The following is a 15,602-nucleotide window of genomic DNA, read 5'->3' as shown; positions in this document are numbered from 1 at the left end:
CCCACCGCCGCGTGCGGGGGGCGGTTTTGGGGCCTGGGGGGGGGGGGGGGGGGGGCCCGGGGGTACGGGCCCCCCCCCGCGCCGATGCGCTGAGCCGAAGGTACGGGGGGAACCCCGGCTCGATGCGCTGCCGATGACCAGTCGGCTCACTCTGTACTGCGTCAGGGCCCGGAAAAGTGTCACACCCGGCCCTGCGTTTTCGCATAACGCCAGGTCAGGACGGGTCCTGGTCCGATGAGGGCGCCGCGGCCGGGGGCTCCGGGGTCCCGGTCACCGTCTCCGGGTCGGTCGGACCGGCCGGGTCCGGTGACGCCTCCGGGTCCGGCGCCGCGTACGCCGGGGACGAATACGTCGGCGACGGGGACGGTGTCAGGGCCGGCGCCGCGGGCGTCTTCTGCGGCTCGCCGTTCTCGCCCCCGTCGCCCTCCTCGGCGTTGCCGCCTTGCTCGCCCTTCCCGCCGTTTCCGCCGTTCCCGCCCTTGTCGCCGTGCCCGTCGCGGTCCTTGCCGCCGTTCCTGCCCCCGCCGCCCCGCAGATCGCCGTCGAGCAGCCGGTCGCAGTAGCGCTCCGTGCCTCCGGGCCCGTCGGCCGCCGCGTCCAGGGCCTTGCGCCGCTCGGGGTCGATCGCGCCGCTGCGGTAGTCGCGGCAGGCGTCGACGGTCCTGCGGAACCAGTCACCGGACGCCGGGTCCGTGTTCGGTACGAACGGGGTGTGGTGGCCGTCGGCCGTCCCGGCGGAGGCGTCGTCGTCCGCGCCGGCCTCGCCCCGCGCGCCGCCCGCCGCACCGCCGGGCTCGGCACCGGCCGCCGAGCCGCCCGTACCGGAGGACGGTACGGGCGAGCGCCCGACCCTGCCGTCACCGCTCGGGAGGTCCGAGGGCTCCGCGGACCGGTCCTGGCCGCGTTCCGCGGAGCCGGACGACAGCGGCCTCGGGGAGGCACCGGCCGAGACGGAACTGGCGGGCCCGGGGCCCGTTCCGCCGAAGAGGGAGGGCACCACGGCGGCGCCCGCCGCGACCGTGATCCCGCCCAGCGCGCAGCCGGCCACCGCGACGACCAGCCCCCGGCGCAGCGGCCGGCCGCGCCGCCGGGTCCGTACGGTCATGGGCGCCAGGGCGAGCCGTACCGTACCGGGCAGGTCCGTGGAGGTGGCACCGTCGGCGCGGCCGGCCGCGCCGGCCTGCCGGAAGGCCGCCAGGGCGGCCGCCTCACCGGGCAGTTCCGCACCGTTTGCGTACGTGACGGCGGACATGTCCCGAAGGGCGTCGGAGAGGAGTTCCCGCCGGGCCCTCGCCTGCTCGTCCAGGGCCTCCACGGGGTCACCGCGCAGCAGTCTCTCCGCCGCGTCCTTGTCGAGCCACGCGTCCCGTTCGTCGGCCATCACATGTCCTTCTGCGTCCGCAGGCGCGAATACGTCACACCTGCGGAAGCCGTGGCCTCCGGTCGTGGGCCGCGCTGCGGGGGTACGGCGGACAGCCCCGTGCGACGGTCCGCGCCGCCGGGAGCCCCGCCGGACGTGCCGGCCGCGTCCGCGTCCGCCTCGGCCTCGGCGTCCGCGTCGAGGAGTTCGGCCAGCCGCTTGAGTCCGCGGTGCGCGGCCGTCCGTACCGCGCCCGGGCGCTTGCCCAGCGTCCTGGCGGCGCTCTTCGCGTCGAGCCCGACCACCACCCGGAGCACGACGGCCTCGGCCTGGTCCTGCGGAAGCTGGGCGATCAGTGCCATGGTCCGGCCGGTCGCCAGGGCTTCCATGGCCTCGTCGGCCGTGTCCGAGTCGGCCGCCTTGCCGGTCAGTTCCGTCTCGTCCGCGCCGATGGCGGGGCGCCTGCCGCGCATCCGGAGATGGTCGAGGGCGCGGTTACGGGCGATCCGCGCCGCCCAGCCGCGGAACCGGTCGGCGTCGCCGGTGAAGCGGCCGAGGTCGCGGGCGATCTGGAGCCATGCCTCCGAGGCCACGTCCTCGGCGTCCGGCTCGCCGACGAGTGTCCGTAGATAGCCCAACAACCGCGGGTGCACGGCGCGGTACACAGTACGGAAGGCGTTCTCGTCCCCGTCCTGTGCCGCGAGCACCGCGGTGGTCAGCTCCGCGTCGTCCCCCAGCACTCCCACAACCTGTCCTGAAATCGCGGCCGGTCCTTGCCGCGCCGCCCCACGCGCTCCTGCACGCTACGGCCTTACCCGGTCCGCGTCCACGCCTTGTGCCGCCTGCCACAACGTGCCGGCGTTATGAGGTGTGACACAAAACGCCTCCGTGACGCTGAGAGGAGTACGGGGCCGTGCTGCGGCTCCGGCGGACGACGACCGGGGCCTCTCCTGTGGGGGGTGGCGGCCCCGGTCGTCCTCTCTGGAACACCAGTTCCGACCTGCACGTCCGTCCGAACGAATCGGGACATCGCCCGCCGCAGTGAGCAGCCACACGGCCAACCGGGCAGGCACGTCATCCGAACCCTCCCAGGCCACCAGAGCCTCTCGTTCGGATCATGCCGGGCTCGCGCGCCCGCAGTGACATCAGCCACCGGCTCACAGCCCGGACCGCGACTCCCCACCTCCGACCGCACTGGTCGGCCTTGCCGCCGAGCGGATTCTGCTCGCGGACAAGGTCGCCGCGGCCAAGTTCGGCACCGGTACACCGATCGAGGCCCCGATGCGGGAGCAGCAGGTGCTCGACGAGGCCAAGGCCCTCAGCGTCGAAGCCGGTCTGGACACCCGGCGCCACAGCTTCCATCCCCCGAACCCGACGAGCCGGCCGAAAAGATTTCCGGGCTCGACGAGGACCGACCCATCGGTGCGCTCCCGGAGCTCGGCAGCCAGGTTGACGTCCATGGCTTGGGGGGCATCTGGCGGGTCAGCGGATGCCGTCCCAGGCGCGACGCTCGTCGGGGGCGGGATCGTCGACCACGCGAACCTTCTCCGCGATCAGTGCTGTGGGCCGGCTGGTCGTGTCATAGGGCTCCCAGCCCGGCGTGCCCTCCCTCGCGAAGGACACCCATGTCTCGTGTGCCGTGGCGGCCGCTGTCGGCGAGGGCTGGTCCCCTATGAGCGCCCGTACGCTGTCGTGGCCCTCGGTCCGGAAGACGAACGGCACCTCCGTCGCGTGGCACGTGCCGAAGCCGTGGTTGTCGGTCGGCTCCAGAAGGTCGAAGCGGTACACCCAGGTGGGCCCGGCACCCCCGGCGATGCGGGCTTCGGCGTACCGGAGGACCGGAACGGCGAAGGTCCAGTCGGTGCTGACCGCCGCGAGCAGATCGCCGGGGGTGGCGCCGGGTCGCGCGGCGCGGTAGACCTCCACCGCTTCCGGCCCGAGCCCGAGTGCCCCCGCCGCGCCGAGCAGGGCGGCCTCGTCGATCGCGTCGAGCGTGTGCGTGGCCACGGGCAACAGGCGGCCTTCGTCGCGGTTCCAGCCCGTGAGCAGCGGAACCGGCGCGCTCGTACCGGCGCGAGCGGCGTCCAGCGGATGGAGCGGCAGGACGGTACCGTCGACCACCGGCGCGAACGGCAGTTTGCTCGCTGCGAGGCTTCCCCACCTGACGGGATCGAGATCGCTCTGGATCGCGGCAACCACCTCGGAAGCGGCGCGCACGAGCCGGCCGGGCGGAACGGCGGCGATGGCATCCCTGGTGAACGGCACTTCGAGGGTTTCGGCCAGCAGGCTGCCGACCGCCAGCCCCTGCTCGGAAGTGAGCGTGGCGGTGGCGGCTCCGGACTGCGTGACGGCGCGGGCGAACAGCCCGGCCGCGGATGGCATCACCAGCAGGGCGGCGATGCTCATCGCGCCGGCCGACTCCCCCGCGACCGTCACATTCCCGGGGTCACCGCCGAAGGCGGCGATGTTGTCCCGCACCCATTCCAGCGCGGCCACCTGGTCCTGCAGGCCTGGATTGGGCACGCCGTCACCGAGAAAGAGAAAACCCTCGGCGAGGAGCCGGTAGTTGATCGCCACGCAGACCACGCCGCTGCGCGCGAAGGCCGACCCGTCGTACGCCGCCACGGAATTGGAGCCGTTGGCGAACGCGCCGCCGTGGATCCATACCAGCACCGGAAGACCGCTCGCCCCGGGGGCGGGCGTCCAGACATTGAGGTTGAGGCACTCCTCCCCCTCGATCTCCACCTCGGGGAAGAGCCGCCGGAAGACAGGCGGATAGTCCTCTTTCGGCACGGTCGGCCCCATGCGGCCGGCGTCGCGTACACCCCGCCACGGAATCACCGGCCGTGGCTCCCGCAGCCGGTTCGGCCCGAAAGGTGGCGCGGCGTACGGAACTCCCAGGAAGGAGGCGACACCGTCGCGTATTCGGCCTTCCAGGGTGCCGCCGTCGACGGCCACCCGGGGGTTGCACACGTCTTTCGACATCAGAACTCCTATAACGTTGCACAAGGGTCCCCATGGCGTGCCGACCGGGACAACGGGTCCTGACATGGCCGCCTCGATCCGCCCGGGCCCTACCCTCGGACGGCCGAGCACACTGCTGGTGCGGGACGGGCCCGATCCGTCCGAATGTTCGATTCACCCTTCTGGAAGGCTACAACGGGCCTGCGCCTCCGGCGGTTCACACCAGAAGCCCGGATCTCACGGCCCGGGGAGAGTCCACGGAACCGTGGCCATGCGCGTGGGCGATGCGGGCCTCGCCCGACGAGCCGACCGCGCCGGGCGTCGCGACCTGAACGAGCTGGTCCGGTCCGCGAGGCCACCGCGAGTGCGGTCCGGCCCCCGGCATCCCCGCAGATCCCGCCCGCGCCCCGGATCTCCGTGGCCCGGGACACCCAGAACTGCTGATCCATGCCGTCGGCTGCCCCGCTCCTGTCCGCGGTTTTCTGCTCGGTCGCCGTGCTGTCCGCGCCGGCGCCCTGGGTGGTGTCGTCGTTCTGGCAGGCCGTCATCAGCAGCGTGCCCGCAACGCATGCGCGTCAGCACGAAGTCCGTGTACGCCTCGGTGTGCTCGACGGCGGCGACGTGCGGGTGGATGTCCACGCCCCCGATCTGGGGTGTGGCCTTCACATGGGCCAGCCACGCGCCGGCGGCGGGGGTGCGCCGGGCGGGGTCCTCCAGGCGGTTCAGGGCGCCCATGTACAAGCGCGTACGGCAGCCGCTTCCGCAGCGTTTGCCGCGCTCGGCGATCACATGCGCGGCGACCGCCTTGTAGAACGGGTGCTCCTGATGAACAGCTCCTGGTTCGCCTCGCGCCAGAACTACCTGACCCGCCAGGTACGGCAGTTGCGCGCGACCGGCCGACTGGCGGTCGCGACCTACGGCACGCTCCAGCAGCCCGCCATGGTCCGCGACATCGGGCCGACGAAGGCGCCGTGGCTGCTGAACAGCCTGTACACCCATCTCGTCGCCCGCCCCTCGGCGAACGGCGACACCGCGCACAACCCCGCGTTCTTCGACGCCTTCCGTGCCCTCCAGAGCCCTTCCCAGGGTGCCTGAGCAGCCCAGGAGACCTGGCCGACCGTACTGCTTCCGGTAGATGGTGAAATCTGGAAGCCGTCATCCTTCTCGCCGGAGGACCGCGTCCAGCGCCCTCCGGCGACCAGCCGTGACGCGTCTCTGTCAGTTCCGTGCCCGCGCCCTGCGCGAGACCACCGCGTGCAGCACGCGCCGGCCCTCCGTCGACAGATCCATCGCCCGGCGCATCGCGCCCGCGTCGCCCGCCGGGTCGGAGAGGATCTCCAGGATCCGGATCTGGCGCCGCAGTTCCCCGGCGACCAGCGGGCCGACGCCGTCGCCGCCCTCCGTGCCGTCCACCGCGTCGGCCACGGCCGCCGGGTCCTCGCGGCACCGTGCCAGCCACTCGGCCGCGGCGGCGCTGCCGCTCTCGCCGACCGCGTCGAGCTTCTGATGGATCTCCAGCGCCACCACGGAGCAGGTGTCCGCCCACGCCCGCAGCGGCTCGGCCTCCCACCGGGACGGCGCGGAGCCGAGCAGCGTCCGTACGAGCGCGAGCGTGACGCCCGTACCCGCCCCGGACCCGTCGCCCGCCGCTCCCCCCGGATCCGGCTCCGGTCCCGGCTCCGCCGCGATGACCGCGTCCAGGCCCTCCCGCGCCTCCGTCAGCCGGGCCGGCCACTCGTCGGCTCCCGCGGCGGCGCCCGCCCACAGCGGTCGCAGCACATCGGCCTCCCCGGCCCCCGGCGGCAGGCACCGGTCGAGGCAGGCGAGACCGCTCGCGGCCAGGCCGCGCTCGTCCGCTTGCGCGATCAGTTTCACCAGACTCATGGACGTCTCCCGTCACGGACGCAGTACTGACCAGTACTGCGTCAATGATCCGGAAAACGTCACTCCGAGATCGCGCGTAGACCGCCCATAGGCCGTGGAACGCCCATGCGTGCATCAACCATCTTTCAACGGCCCGCGTCCGGGGATGCCGAGTCCGTCGAGCAGCCGGAAGAAGAGCCCTTCGGCGCCCGCCTCCGGTGACTCGGGACGCCGCGCGTGCAGGACGTCGAGCAGCGGCCCCGGCTCCACCGCCGCGCCCGCCTCGACCGCCCACTCCACCGCGCGCCGCGCCGCGTCCTCCCCCGGCAGGAAGAGCTCGTCCAGCGACCGGCCGCTCGCGGCGAGATGGCGGGCCATCGGCTCGCGCGCCAGGCAGGCGTACCAGGCCCCGCTCTCGGGCGCCGCCGCCTCCACCGCCACGCACTCGCTGTTCATGACGAAGCCGAAGAGCACCGGCGAGGAGAGCGCACGGGCCAGCGCCCCCATGCCGCCCACGTCCGGCTCGCTGGGGTGGCGCCACACCTGCCAGCCGCCCGCGCGCCGCTCATGGAGCGTCAGCCCGGCCCGTACGGCGGCCAGCGCCGGCAGCTCCGCGAGCGGCGCGTCGTCCCTGCCCACCAGGAAATATCCCCAGAAACCCATGGCCATCCCCCCAGCATGCGGTGCGCGCCGGGGAACGTACTAGCGGTGCGCGCCACCTTGTCGGGGACCCGCCTCCGCGGCGGGGAAGGGAACAGGGGCGCCGGTCGCCTTCGCGTGCTGCATACGGGTCAGCTTCCGCACGAAGAGCAGGGCGAGCACGGCGGCCACGATGTCCAGCAGGTCCACGGCGAAGAGCGCGGCGGCGGCCTCCCTGACCTCGTCGGCCTCCTCCGCCTTGTCGTACATACGGGAGGCGTACCGTCCGAGCACCAGCGTGCAGACCCACACCGTCCACCAGGCATTGACGAGCGCGTACGACACCCGGGGCGCCGCGCCGTCCGGTCCGCGGAGCGTGCTCGCCGCCCAGATGTCGCCCGCGACCCGGCGCGGCAGCACGAAGTTGGCGAACGGGACGAACCAGCCGCCGATGGCCCAGCCCGGCGCCATCCGCTGGGCGCCCGGGTCGAAGACCTGCGCGTTCTTCCGTACCCGGTGGAACCAGACGAGGAAGACGACGGCCGTCGCGACCACCGTGGCGAGCTGCACCATCCCGGAGGCGGCGTAGAGCAGGTCGGCGCGGTCCAGGTCCTCGTCGGTGAAGGCGTCGAAGTCCTCGTTGACGACATCGGTCATGAGCCCGTGCACCCGGGCCCCGGCCAGCAGCGCGAAGAGGTCGGCGGCGATGACGGCGCAGAACAGGGCGACCAGCGCCGTGCACAGGCCGACCGGCGAGGCGAGCCGCGGCCCGGCGCTCCACCGCGCCGCGGCGCACTCGGCGCAGTGCCCTTCCGTGGTGGTCGCGGCTCTCGCGCGGCACTGGGAACACAGCATGTGACGTCAACCCCCCGGGGCCCGGAACGGGCCCGCCCAAGGCCCTGCGGGCCTGCCCTGCGCCCACCCCGGGCGCCCGCGGAACATATGTGCCCCACGGGCGCCCTGTCCACAGGGTTCCGGCCGCTCCGGTGGTCCGGGCGGTTCAGACGCCGAGCTTGTCCGCGAGCGCCGTGAACGCGCTCCAGCTCAGCGGCGGCTTGTCCGGGTTCCACGTCTTCTGCGCCACCGCCGCCAGGGGCAGCCGGATGCCCTGGGCGACCTGGTCCTGTGTCTGGGCGTTCGGGAAGTCGCCCCAGATCGCGAACACCCCGCCCTGGATCTGCGGCAGGTACTTCGCGGGCACCGGCTTCGTGCCGCGCAGGACCAGCGGCGTCCACTGCTCGTATATCCGCTTGCCCGTCGGATAGACGAAGTTGTTGGGCTGGCCGAGCACGTAGTAGAGGTACTCGTCGTTGAAGTTCACGACCTTGCGCCCCTCGCTCAGGTACGCGACCGGCTCGCGCGCCCCGAACTCCCTGCCCGTCCAGTACTGGACCTCCATGTCCGGGTTCGCCTTCACGACGCCGCCCTTGAACAGGCCGTCGTTCCAGACCTTGAGCTTCTTGCCGTACGGGCCGAGCGCCGCGCCCCGGTCGTTCGTCCAGGCCGTCGTCAGGTCCTGGATGCGCGCGTTGGGGCCGTACTTCTGGACCGCCAGCTTGGCCAGCTTCGGGTACGACGCCTCGGGGTTGGACACCACCAGCGCCTGGTACTCGTCGGCGCCGAGGTTCCACCACCGGCCGGGGAAGAGCTGGGCGAACTCGCTCTGGAGGTCGTCCACGATCTTCGCGGCCGCGGGCTGCGAGATGTCGATCGCGCCCTGGGTCGGCTTCCCGTTGACGTTGCGGAGCTGGAGGGAGGGGTGCGGGCGCATCACGGCGCCGAGGTGTCCGGGAGAGTCGATCTCCGGGACGACGGTGATGTGCAGCTGGTCGGCGAGCGCCAGGATCTGGCGGACCTGGGCCTTGGTGAGGTGCTGCTGGGAGACGACCTCGGGGTGGGTCGTGGACTCGATCCGGAAGCCCTGGTCGTCGGAGAAGTGCAGGCCGAGCTGGTTGAGCTTGAGGTCGGCCATCTCGCGCAGCCGGTCCTCGATCCAGCCCGGCGTGTAGTACTTGCGGGCGATGTCGAGGTTGAGCCCGCGCTGCGGGAAGGCCGGCGCGTCCCGTACGACGCCTTCCGGCATCACTCCGGCGGCGCGTACGGACTGCTTGAGCGTGCGGGTGCCGTAGAAGACCCCGGCCTGGTCCGGGCCGGTGATCCGCACCGTGTTGTCACGGGCGGTGAGGGTGTACGACTCGGCGGCGCCGCTACCGCTCGCGAGCGCCAGCTCCACGTCGCCGGCCCGGGCGGCGGCCGCGCCCCGGTAGGAGATCTTCAGCTCCTGGGAGAGCAGCTTCCCCTCGTCGGCCAGCCCCTCACTGCCCTTGGCTATGACGACGCCGCTGTCGGGTCCCGGTTTCCAGCCGGGCCCTCGGGCCGCCTCGTGCTTGCGCACGGAGGGTATGACCTCCGGTGCGGTGGAGAGCGGGTAGGACCGTGTGGGTGACGGCGTGGCCGCGGCGCTCGCGGCGGAGCGGCCCGTGCTGTTGTCCGAGGAGCCGGTGTTCCCGCTCCCGGAGCACCCCGCGACGGTGACGGCGGTGGCCAGGGCTACGGCCGCCGCGCCGGCGGCCCGGATACCCGGGGATGACCACATCACTCAAACCTCCCATGTGCGGATGTACGGCATAAGCGCGACACGATTACGGTGAAGGTCCCACGGCGGCGTCCATTCCGCGCGCCGAAACTCTCCCATCCGGGTGAATTTCGTGCAGTTGTCGGACGTCTCGCTCAAGGCATCGATAACGTTTACGACGCATCTGCCCCTTCGAGCTCAACCATTTCGTGTGCGATCACGTCTGACTTTGTGCGGGTCGTATGTGCAGGTCGCATGTGTGAGCACGCGTGAGCACGTGTGACAGGCGTGCACGCCAGACGCCCCTGTCGTACCACCCGCCGCCCGTCCGATCGTCACATCACGCCACATCCCCCGGGCACCCGCCCCAGGGGTACGGGCCCGACCGCTGCCAACCCACCGCGTTCGAGGAGCCTCCGCTGTCCCGCGCACCAGACGCCGGCCACCCGAACGGCACCGGCCACCCCAACAGCACCGACCGCCCGACCGGCACCGACCGTCCAGCCGGCCTCGACCGCTTCAACGCCGCCCCGGGGGCCGACGCCGTGGCCGCGCTGCTCACCTGCTGCGGCAGCCGCCGCTGGGCCCAGCGCGTCGCCGCGCACCGCCCGTACCCCGATCTCGACTCCCTGCTCGCCGCCTCCGACGAGGCCGGGTACGACCTCCCCGTGCCCGACCTCACCGAGGCGCTCGCCGCCGAGTCCTCCGCCGTGCCGCCGCACCCCGCACCGCCCGCCGCCAGGACCGCGCTGCACGCCGCGCACGCCGCGTACGAGAGCAGCTTCGGCCACGCCTTCGTGATCAGCCTCGACGGCCACCGGCCCGAGGAGCAGCTCGACCATGTCCTGGCCGGTATCCGCGCCCGGCTCTCGCACGATCCCGACCTGGAGCGCTCCGTCTCCGCCGACGAGCTGCGGCGGTGCGCCCGGGGCCGGATCGTCCGGCTGCTCTCGGCCCCGGAGCCCGGGGCGCTGCCGGGCCAGTCGACGGGTCAGGGAGGAGGCGGCCGGCCAGGAGGCCGGGCCGCGTCCCGGTCGGCGGGCCGCCCGGGACGACCAGGCTGTTCAGGGTGGAGCGATAGCCCGTCCGTGGCTGTTTGATTGCCTGTTTGATCACATCTATGGACCCCGCGCGGAGGAACCGACAAGTCGTCGCTACCATTGCCGGGGCCGGTGGACCGTACCCGGCCGGGCGCGACCGACACCACTGTGCTTGATTGAGTAGAAGATGGCGGCCGGCCCCGATCCCCGCTCCCGGAGGGCTTTTCCGTGCCGGCTGGAACGCTGTACCGCGGCCGGGAAGGAATGTGGTCGTGGGTGGCTCATCGAGTCACCGGCGTGCTCATCTTCTTCTTCCTGTTCGTACACGTGCTGGACACCGCTCTCGTCCGCGTCTCACCAGAGGCGTACGACGACGTGGTGGCGACCTACAAGACACCGCTCGTGGCGCTGCTCGAATACGGCCTGGTGGCCGCGATTCTCTTCCACGCGCTCAACGGCCTGCGTGTCATCGCCGTGGACTTCTGGTCCAAGGGCCCCCGCTACCAGAAGCAGATGCTCTGGTCCGTCGTGGGCATCTGGGTCGTCCTGATGGTCGGTGCCCTCTACCCCGTGCTCGGCCACGCCGTACGCGAAGTCTTCGGGAGCTGAGAGACCGATGTCGACCGACACCACTTCCGCGATCAGCCCCGTCGAGGCCGAGGGCGAGAGCCCGTACAGCGTGGACCACCCGGCTCCCGTGATCGAGCCGCCCCGCAAGCGCACCGGCAAGACCCCGAAGTCGACCCGCGGCAACTTCGAGATGGCCGCGTGGCTCTTCATGCGCCTCTCCGGGGTCGTCCTCGTCGTGCTGGTCATCGGCCACCTGCTCATCCAGCTCGTGCTGGACGGCGGCGTGTCCAAGATCGGCTTCGCCTTCGTGGCCGGCCGCTGGGCCTCCCCGTTCTGGCAGGTCTGGGATCTGCTGATGCTCTGGCTGGCGATGCTGCACGGCGCCAACGGCCTCCGCACGATCATCAACGACTACGCGGAGCGCCCCAACACGCGCCTGTGGCTCAAGGGCCTGCTGTACACCGCCACGGTGTTCACCATCCTTCTGGGCTCGCTGGTGATCTTCACCTTCGACCCGAACATCCGCTAGAGCCGGGGCAGACGAGACCAATGAAGATCCACAAGTATGACACCGTCATCGTCGGCGCCGGCGGCGCCGGTATGCGCGCGGCCATCGAGTCGACCAAGCGCAGCCGTACGGCGGTGCTGACGAAGCTCTACCCGACCCGCTCCCACACGGGCGCCGCGCAGGGCGGCATGGCCGCCGCGCTCGCCAACGTGGAAGAGGACAACTGGGAGTGGCACACCTTCGACACGATCAAGGGCGGCGACTACCTGGTCGACCAGGACGCCGCCGAGATCCTGGCGAAGGAGGCCATCGACGCGGTCCTCGACCTGGAGAAGATGGGCCTGCCGTTCAACCGCACCCCGGACGGCACCATCGACCAGCGCCGCTTCGGCGGCCACTCCCGTAACCACGGCGAGGCGCCGGTCCGCCGGTCCTGCTACGCCGCGGACCGTACGGGCCACATGATCCTCCAGACGCTGTACCAGAACTGCGTCAAGGAGGGCGTGGAGTTCTTCAACGAGTTCTACGTCCTGGACCAGCTCCTCACCGAGGTCGACGGGGTCAAGAAGTCCGCCGGCGTCGTCGCGTACGAGCTGGCCACCGGCGAGATCCACGTCTTCCAGGCGAAGTCGGTCATCTACGCGTCCGGCGGCACCGGCAAGTTCTTCAAGGTGACCTCCAACGCGCACACCCTGACCGGTGACGGCCAGGCCGCGTGCTACCGCCGCGGACTGCCGCTGGAGGACATGGAGTTCTTCCAGTTCCACCCGACGGGCATCTGGCGCATGGGCATCCTGCTGACGGAGGGCGCCCGCGGTGAGGGCGGCATCCTCCGCAACAAGGACGGCGAGCGCTTCATGGAGAAGTACGCGCCCGTCATGAAGGACCTCGCCTCGCGTGACGTCGTCTCGCGCTCCATCTACACGGAGATCCGCGAGGGCCGCGGCTGCGGTCCCGAGGGCGACCACGTCTACCTGGACCTGACGCACCTGCCGCCGGAGCAGCTCGACGCGAAGCTGCCCGACATCACCGAGTTCGCGCGGACCTACCTGGGCATCGAGCCGTACACGGACCCGATCCCGATCCAGCCGACCGCGCACTACGCCATGGGCGGCATCCCCACCAACGTCCAGGGCGAGGTCCTCCTCGACAACACGACGGTCGTCCCCGGGCTGTACGCGGCCGGCGAGGTGGCCTGTGTGTCGGTGCACGGCGCCAACCGCCTCGGCACCAACTCGCTGCTCGACATCAACGTCTTCGGCCGCAGGTCGGGCATCGCCGCGGCCGAGTACGCCGCGAAGAACGACTACGTCGAGCTGCCCGAGGACCCGGCGTCGCTGGTCGTGGCCCAGGTCGAGCGGCTGCGCGCGTCCACGGGCAAGGAGCGGGTCGCCGCGCTGCGCCTGGAGCTCCAGGAGTGCATGGACGCCAATGTGATGGTGTTCCGTACGGAGCAGACCATCAAGACGGCCGTCGAGAAGATCGGCGAGCTGCGCGAGCGCTACCTGAACGTGTCCGTCCAGGACAAGGGCAAGCGGTTCAACACGGACCTGCTGGAGGCCATCGAGCTGGGCAACCTGCTCGACCTGGCCGAGGTGATGGCCGTCTCCGCGCTCGCCCGCAAGGAGTCGCGCGGCGGTCACTACCGCGAGGACTTCCCCAACCGTGACGACGTGAACTTCATGCGCCACACCATGGCGTACCGCGAGGTCGGCGACGACGGCAACGAGTCCATCCGTCTCGACTACAAGCCGGTCGTCCAGACCCGCTACCAGCCGATGGAGCGTAAGTACTGATGGCTACCCCGACCCTGGACAAGATCGACGAGCCGGCGGCGGACGCCACCGCCTCGCACCTCATCGCGGTCACGTTCCGGATCCGCCGGTTCAACCCCGAGGTCTCCGCGGAGGCCGAGTGGCAGGACTTCCAGATCGAGATCGACCCGAAGGAGCGCGTGCTCGACGCCCTCCACAAGATCAAGTGGGACGTCGACGGAACGCTCACGTTCCGGCGCTCCTGCGCGCACGGCATCTGCGGCTCCGACGCGATGCGGATCAACGGCCGCAACCGGCTGGCGTGCAAGACGCTGATCAAGGACATCATCTCGACGGACAAGAACGGCGCGGTCACCAAGCCGGTCACCATCGAGGCCATAAAGGGGCTGACGGTCCTCAAGGACCTCATCGTCGACATGGACCCGTTCTTCCAGGCGTACCGCGACGTGATGCCCTTCCTGGTCACCACCGGCAACGAGCCGACGCGGGAGCGCCTCCAGTCCGCCGAGGACCGCGAGCGCTTCGACGACACCACCAAGTGCATCCTGTGCGCCGCGTGCACGTCGTCCTGCCCGGTGTTCTGGAACGACGGCCAGTACTTCGGCCCGGCCGCGATCGTCAACGCGCACCGCTTCATCTTCGACTCGCGTGACGAGGCGGGCGAGCAGCGCCTGGAGATCCTCAACGACAAGGACGGCGTGTGGCGTTGCCGCACCACGTTCAACTGCACGGACGCCTGCCCGCGCGGTATCGAGGTCACGAAGGCGATCCAGGAAGTCAAGCGCGCCCTGATCACGCGCCGTTTCTGACCACCGCCGTCCGAAGGCCCGTTTCCGTTACGCACCCCGTACGGGAACGGGCCTTTGATGTGTCAGGATCGGTTCCGGAAAGTCGAGTAGGCCCGCCGGGCCCGGGGAAGCGGGGAATGATCATGAGTGAGCCGAATCCGTACGCCGACGGAGAGTACAAGTGGGGTCCGGCCCAGCAGTCCGGCACGCCGGCACCGGGCACGCCCGGTCCGGGCACGCCCGCGGCGGGTGCCCCGCAGTACGACTTCCCGCCCCCGACCCTCGCCGACGGCCAGTCGTTCACCCCTCCGGGATACGGCTACCCGCCGCAGGCAGGCGCCCAGCACCCCGTGCCGATGGGCGGTCAGGCCGGTGCGCCTCTGGTGACGCTCGGTGACATCACGGTCGTGGGCGACTCGATCATCACGCCGTCGGGCACACTGCCGCTGCGGGGCGCGGTCTGGAACGCGACGGACATGTCCCGTACGGAGGAGAAGATCCCGACGCACGCCATCATCCTGGCGATCATCTTCTTCATCTTCTGTCTGCTGGGTCTGCTCTTCCTCCTGATGAAGGAGAAGACGACGACCGGCTTCATCCAGGTGACGGTGACCAGCGGCGGCAAGCACCACGCCGCGATGATCCCGGCCCACGACGCCGGGACGTTCCAGATGGTCATGAGCCAGATCAGCTATGCCCGGTCGCTGAGCGCCATGTGAGCGGGGGCCTGAAGCCGGGCGAGGACCGGAAGCCGGGCGGGGGCCGGAAGGACGTGAGGGCCCCCGCCACGTCCAAGAGCGCGTCCAAGAGCGAGCAGACCCGCACGCTCATCCTCGAAACGGCGCTGCGGCTCTTCCAGGAGCGCGGTTACGACCGGACGACGATGCGGGCCGTCGCCCAGGAGGCCGGGGTCTCCGTCGGGAACGCGTACTACTACTTCTCCTCCAAGGAACATCTCGTCCAGGGCTTCTACGACCGGATCGCCACGGAGCACCGGGCGGCGATCAGGCCCGTGCTCGACCGGGAGACCGGTCTGGAGGCGCGCCTCGGCGGGGTGCTGACGGCGTGGCTGGAGATCGCGGAGCCGTACCACGAGTTCTCGGCGCAGTTCTTCAGGAACGCCGCCGACCCGGACAGCCCGCTGAGCCCCTTCTCCCCCGAGTCGGAGCCCACGCGGGAGGCGGCCATCTCCGTGCACCGCGCGGTGCTGGCCGGGTCCGGCACCAAGATGGACCCGGAACTCGCCGAGTCGCTGCCGGAGTTGATGTGGCTGGCCCAGATGGGCCTGGTGCTGTACTGGGTCTACGACCGCTCGGAGGGGTGCGAGCGGTCCCACCGGCTCGCCCTGCGCGGCGCCCGGCTGATCGGGCGCGGCACCGCGCTCTCCCGCTTCCGGGTGCTGAGGCCGCTCGTACGCGAAATCCACGGGCTGGTCACGGAGTTCCTGCCGGGCATGGCCCGGGCGGCCGCCGCCCGCAAGGACGGCGGCGCCGCGCGGCAGGAGGGCTGAACCGGCCCGG

The 15,602-nt window shown here is 71.4% G+C and carries 15 protein-coding genes and 1 pseudogene; 9 read left to right on the top strand and 7 right to left on the bottom strand.

From position 1 onward, the window contains the following. Positions 1–214 precede the first annotated feature (214 nt). Positions 215–1,381 carry a hypothetical protein gene (locus ACFTZC_RS12680; protein WP_382888798.1) on the bottom strand — a complete coding sequence of 389 codons (1,167 nt, stop codon included), beginning with the start codon at positions 1,379–1,381 and terminating at the stop codon, positions 215–217. Next, positions 1,381–2,100, bottom strand: coding sequence for an RNA polymerase sigma factor (locus ACFTZC_RS12675; RefSeq protein ID WP_382888825.1), 720 nt, complete (start codon positions 2,098–2,100; stop codon positions 1,381–1,383). The genes ACFTZC_RS12680 and ACFTZC_RS12675 overlap by 1 nt, the downstream gene beginning before the upstream one ends. A gap of 454 nt (positions 2,101–2,554) precedes the next feature. Between ACFTZC_RS12675 and ACFTZC_RS12670 the strand changes: the two are divergent. Beyond that, a pseudogene (locus tag ACFTZC_RS12670) lies at positions 2,555–2,692 on the top strand (chorismate mutase); the annotation flags it as partial. 150 nt (positions 2,693–2,842) lie between these two features. On the opposite strand, the gene ACFTZC_RS12665 reads toward ACFTZC_RS12670, so the two are convergent. Next, the gene (locus ACFTZC_RS12665; protein WP_382888797.1) at positions 2,843–4,345 is read right to left on the bottom strand and encodes a carboxylesterase/lipase family protein; all 1,503 of its coding nucleotides are present in this window, start codon (positions 4,343–4,345) and stop codon (positions 2,843–2,845) included. Positions 4,346–5,149: 804 nt separating this feature from the next. Here ACFTZC_RS12665 and ACFTZC_RS12660 point away from each other — a divergent pair. Next, complete coding sequence (locus tag ACFTZC_RS12660; protein WP_382888796.1) at positions 5,150–5,419, top strand: hypothetical protein; 270 nt, start codon at positions 5,150–5,152, stop codon at positions 5,417–5,419. Positions 5,420–5,542: 123 nt separating this feature from the next. Here ACFTZC_RS12660 and ACFTZC_RS12655 read toward each other — a convergent pair whose 3' ends face one another. The 4 genes from ACFTZC_RS12655 to ACFTZC_RS12640 all read right to left on the bottom strand — a co-directional run bounded on the left by ACFTZC_RS12655 (position 5,543) and on the right by ACFTZC_RS12640 (position 9,422). Beyond that, positions 5,543–6,208 (bottom strand): hypothetical protein, encoded by a 666-nt coding sequence (locus ACFTZC_RS12655; protein ID WP_382888795.1) that lies wholly within the window; start codon positions 6,206–6,208, stop codon positions 5,543–5,545. A 114-nt stretch (positions 6,209–6,322) separates the two neighbouring features. Continuing rightward, positions 6,323–6,850, bottom strand: a complete 528-nt coding sequence (locus ACFTZC_RS12650) for a hypothetical protein (RefSeq protein ID WP_382888824.1) — start codon at positions 6,848–6,850, stop codon at positions 6,323–6,325. 39 nt (positions 6,851–6,889) lie between these two features. Further along, positions 6,890–7,681, bottom strand: a complete 792-nt coding sequence (locus tag ACFTZC_RS12645; protein ID WP_382888794.1) for a DUF4328 domain-containing protein — start codon at positions 7,679–7,681, stop codon at positions 6,890–6,892. A gap of 145 nt (positions 7,682–7,826) precedes the next feature. Continuing rightward, positions 7,827–9,422 carry a glycoside hydrolase family 20 protein gene (locus ACFTZC_RS12640; protein ID WP_382888793.1) on the bottom strand — a complete coding sequence of 532 codons (1,596 nt, stop codon included), beginning with the start codon at positions 9,420–9,422 and terminating at the stop codon, positions 7,827–7,829. Between the two features lie 524 nt (positions 9,423–9,946). Between ACFTZC_RS12640 and ACFTZC_RS12635 the strand changes: the two genes are divergently transcribed. From ACFTZC_RS12635 to ACFTZC_RS12605, 7 genes are all read left to right on the top strand, one after another. Further along, positions 9,947–10,501 (top strand): 2-oxo-4-hydroxy-4-carboxy-5-ureidoimidazoline decarboxylase, encoded by a 555-nt coding sequence (locus ACFTZC_RS12635; RefSeq protein ID WP_382888792.1) that lies wholly within the window; start codon positions 9,947–9,949, stop codon positions 10,499–10,501. A 168-nt stretch (positions 10,502–10,669) separates the two neighbouring features. After that, entirely contained in the window at positions 10,670–11,050 is a 381-nt protein-coding gene (sdhC, locus tag ACFTZC_RS12630; RefSeq protein ID WP_365807303.1) for a succinate dehydrogenase, cytochrome b556 subunit, read from the top strand. Positions 11,051–11,057: 7 nt separating this feature from the next. Beyond that, entirely contained in the window at positions 11,058–11,540 is a 483-nt protein-coding gene (locus ACFTZC_RS12625) for a succinate dehydrogenase hydrophobic membrane anchor subunit (protein ID WP_382888791.1), read from the top strand. Positions 11,541–11,560: 20 nt separating this feature from the next. Then, a complete protein-coding gene (gene sdhA, locus ACFTZC_RS12620; RefSeq protein WP_382888790.1) occupies positions 11,561–13,315 on the top strand; it encodes a succinate dehydrogenase flavoprotein subunit in 1,755 nt (584 codons plus the stop codon). After that, complete coding sequence (locus ACFTZC_RS12615) at positions 13,315–14,103, top strand: succinate dehydrogenase iron-sulfur subunit (protein WP_382888789.1); 789 nt, start codon at positions 13,315–13,317, stop codon at positions 14,101–14,103. Before sdhA ends, ACFTZC_RS12615 begins: the two co-directional genes overlap by 1 nt. 122 nt (positions 14,104–14,225) lie before the next feature. Continuing rightward, on the top strand, positions 14,226–14,801 hold the full coding sequence (locus ACFTZC_RS12610; RefSeq protein ID WP_382888788.1) for a hypothetical protein: 576 nt from the start codon (positions 14,226–14,228) through the stop codon (positions 14,799–14,801). A gap of 53 nt (positions 14,802–14,854) precedes the next feature. Next, complete coding sequence (locus ACFTZC_RS12605) at positions 14,855–15,592, top strand: TetR/AcrR family transcriptional regulator (RefSeq protein WP_382888787.1); 738 nt, start codon at positions 14,855–14,857, stop codon at positions 15,590–15,592. The last annotated feature ends 10 nt before the right edge of the window (positions 15,593–15,602 follow it).

Source organism: Streptomyces sp. NPDC056987 (assembly GCF_042673865.1).
Lineage (GTDB): Bacteria > Actinomycetota > Actinomycetes > Streptomycetales > Streptomycetaceae > Streptomyces.
This window is presented reverse-complemented; position numbering and strand designations above follow the sequence as displayed.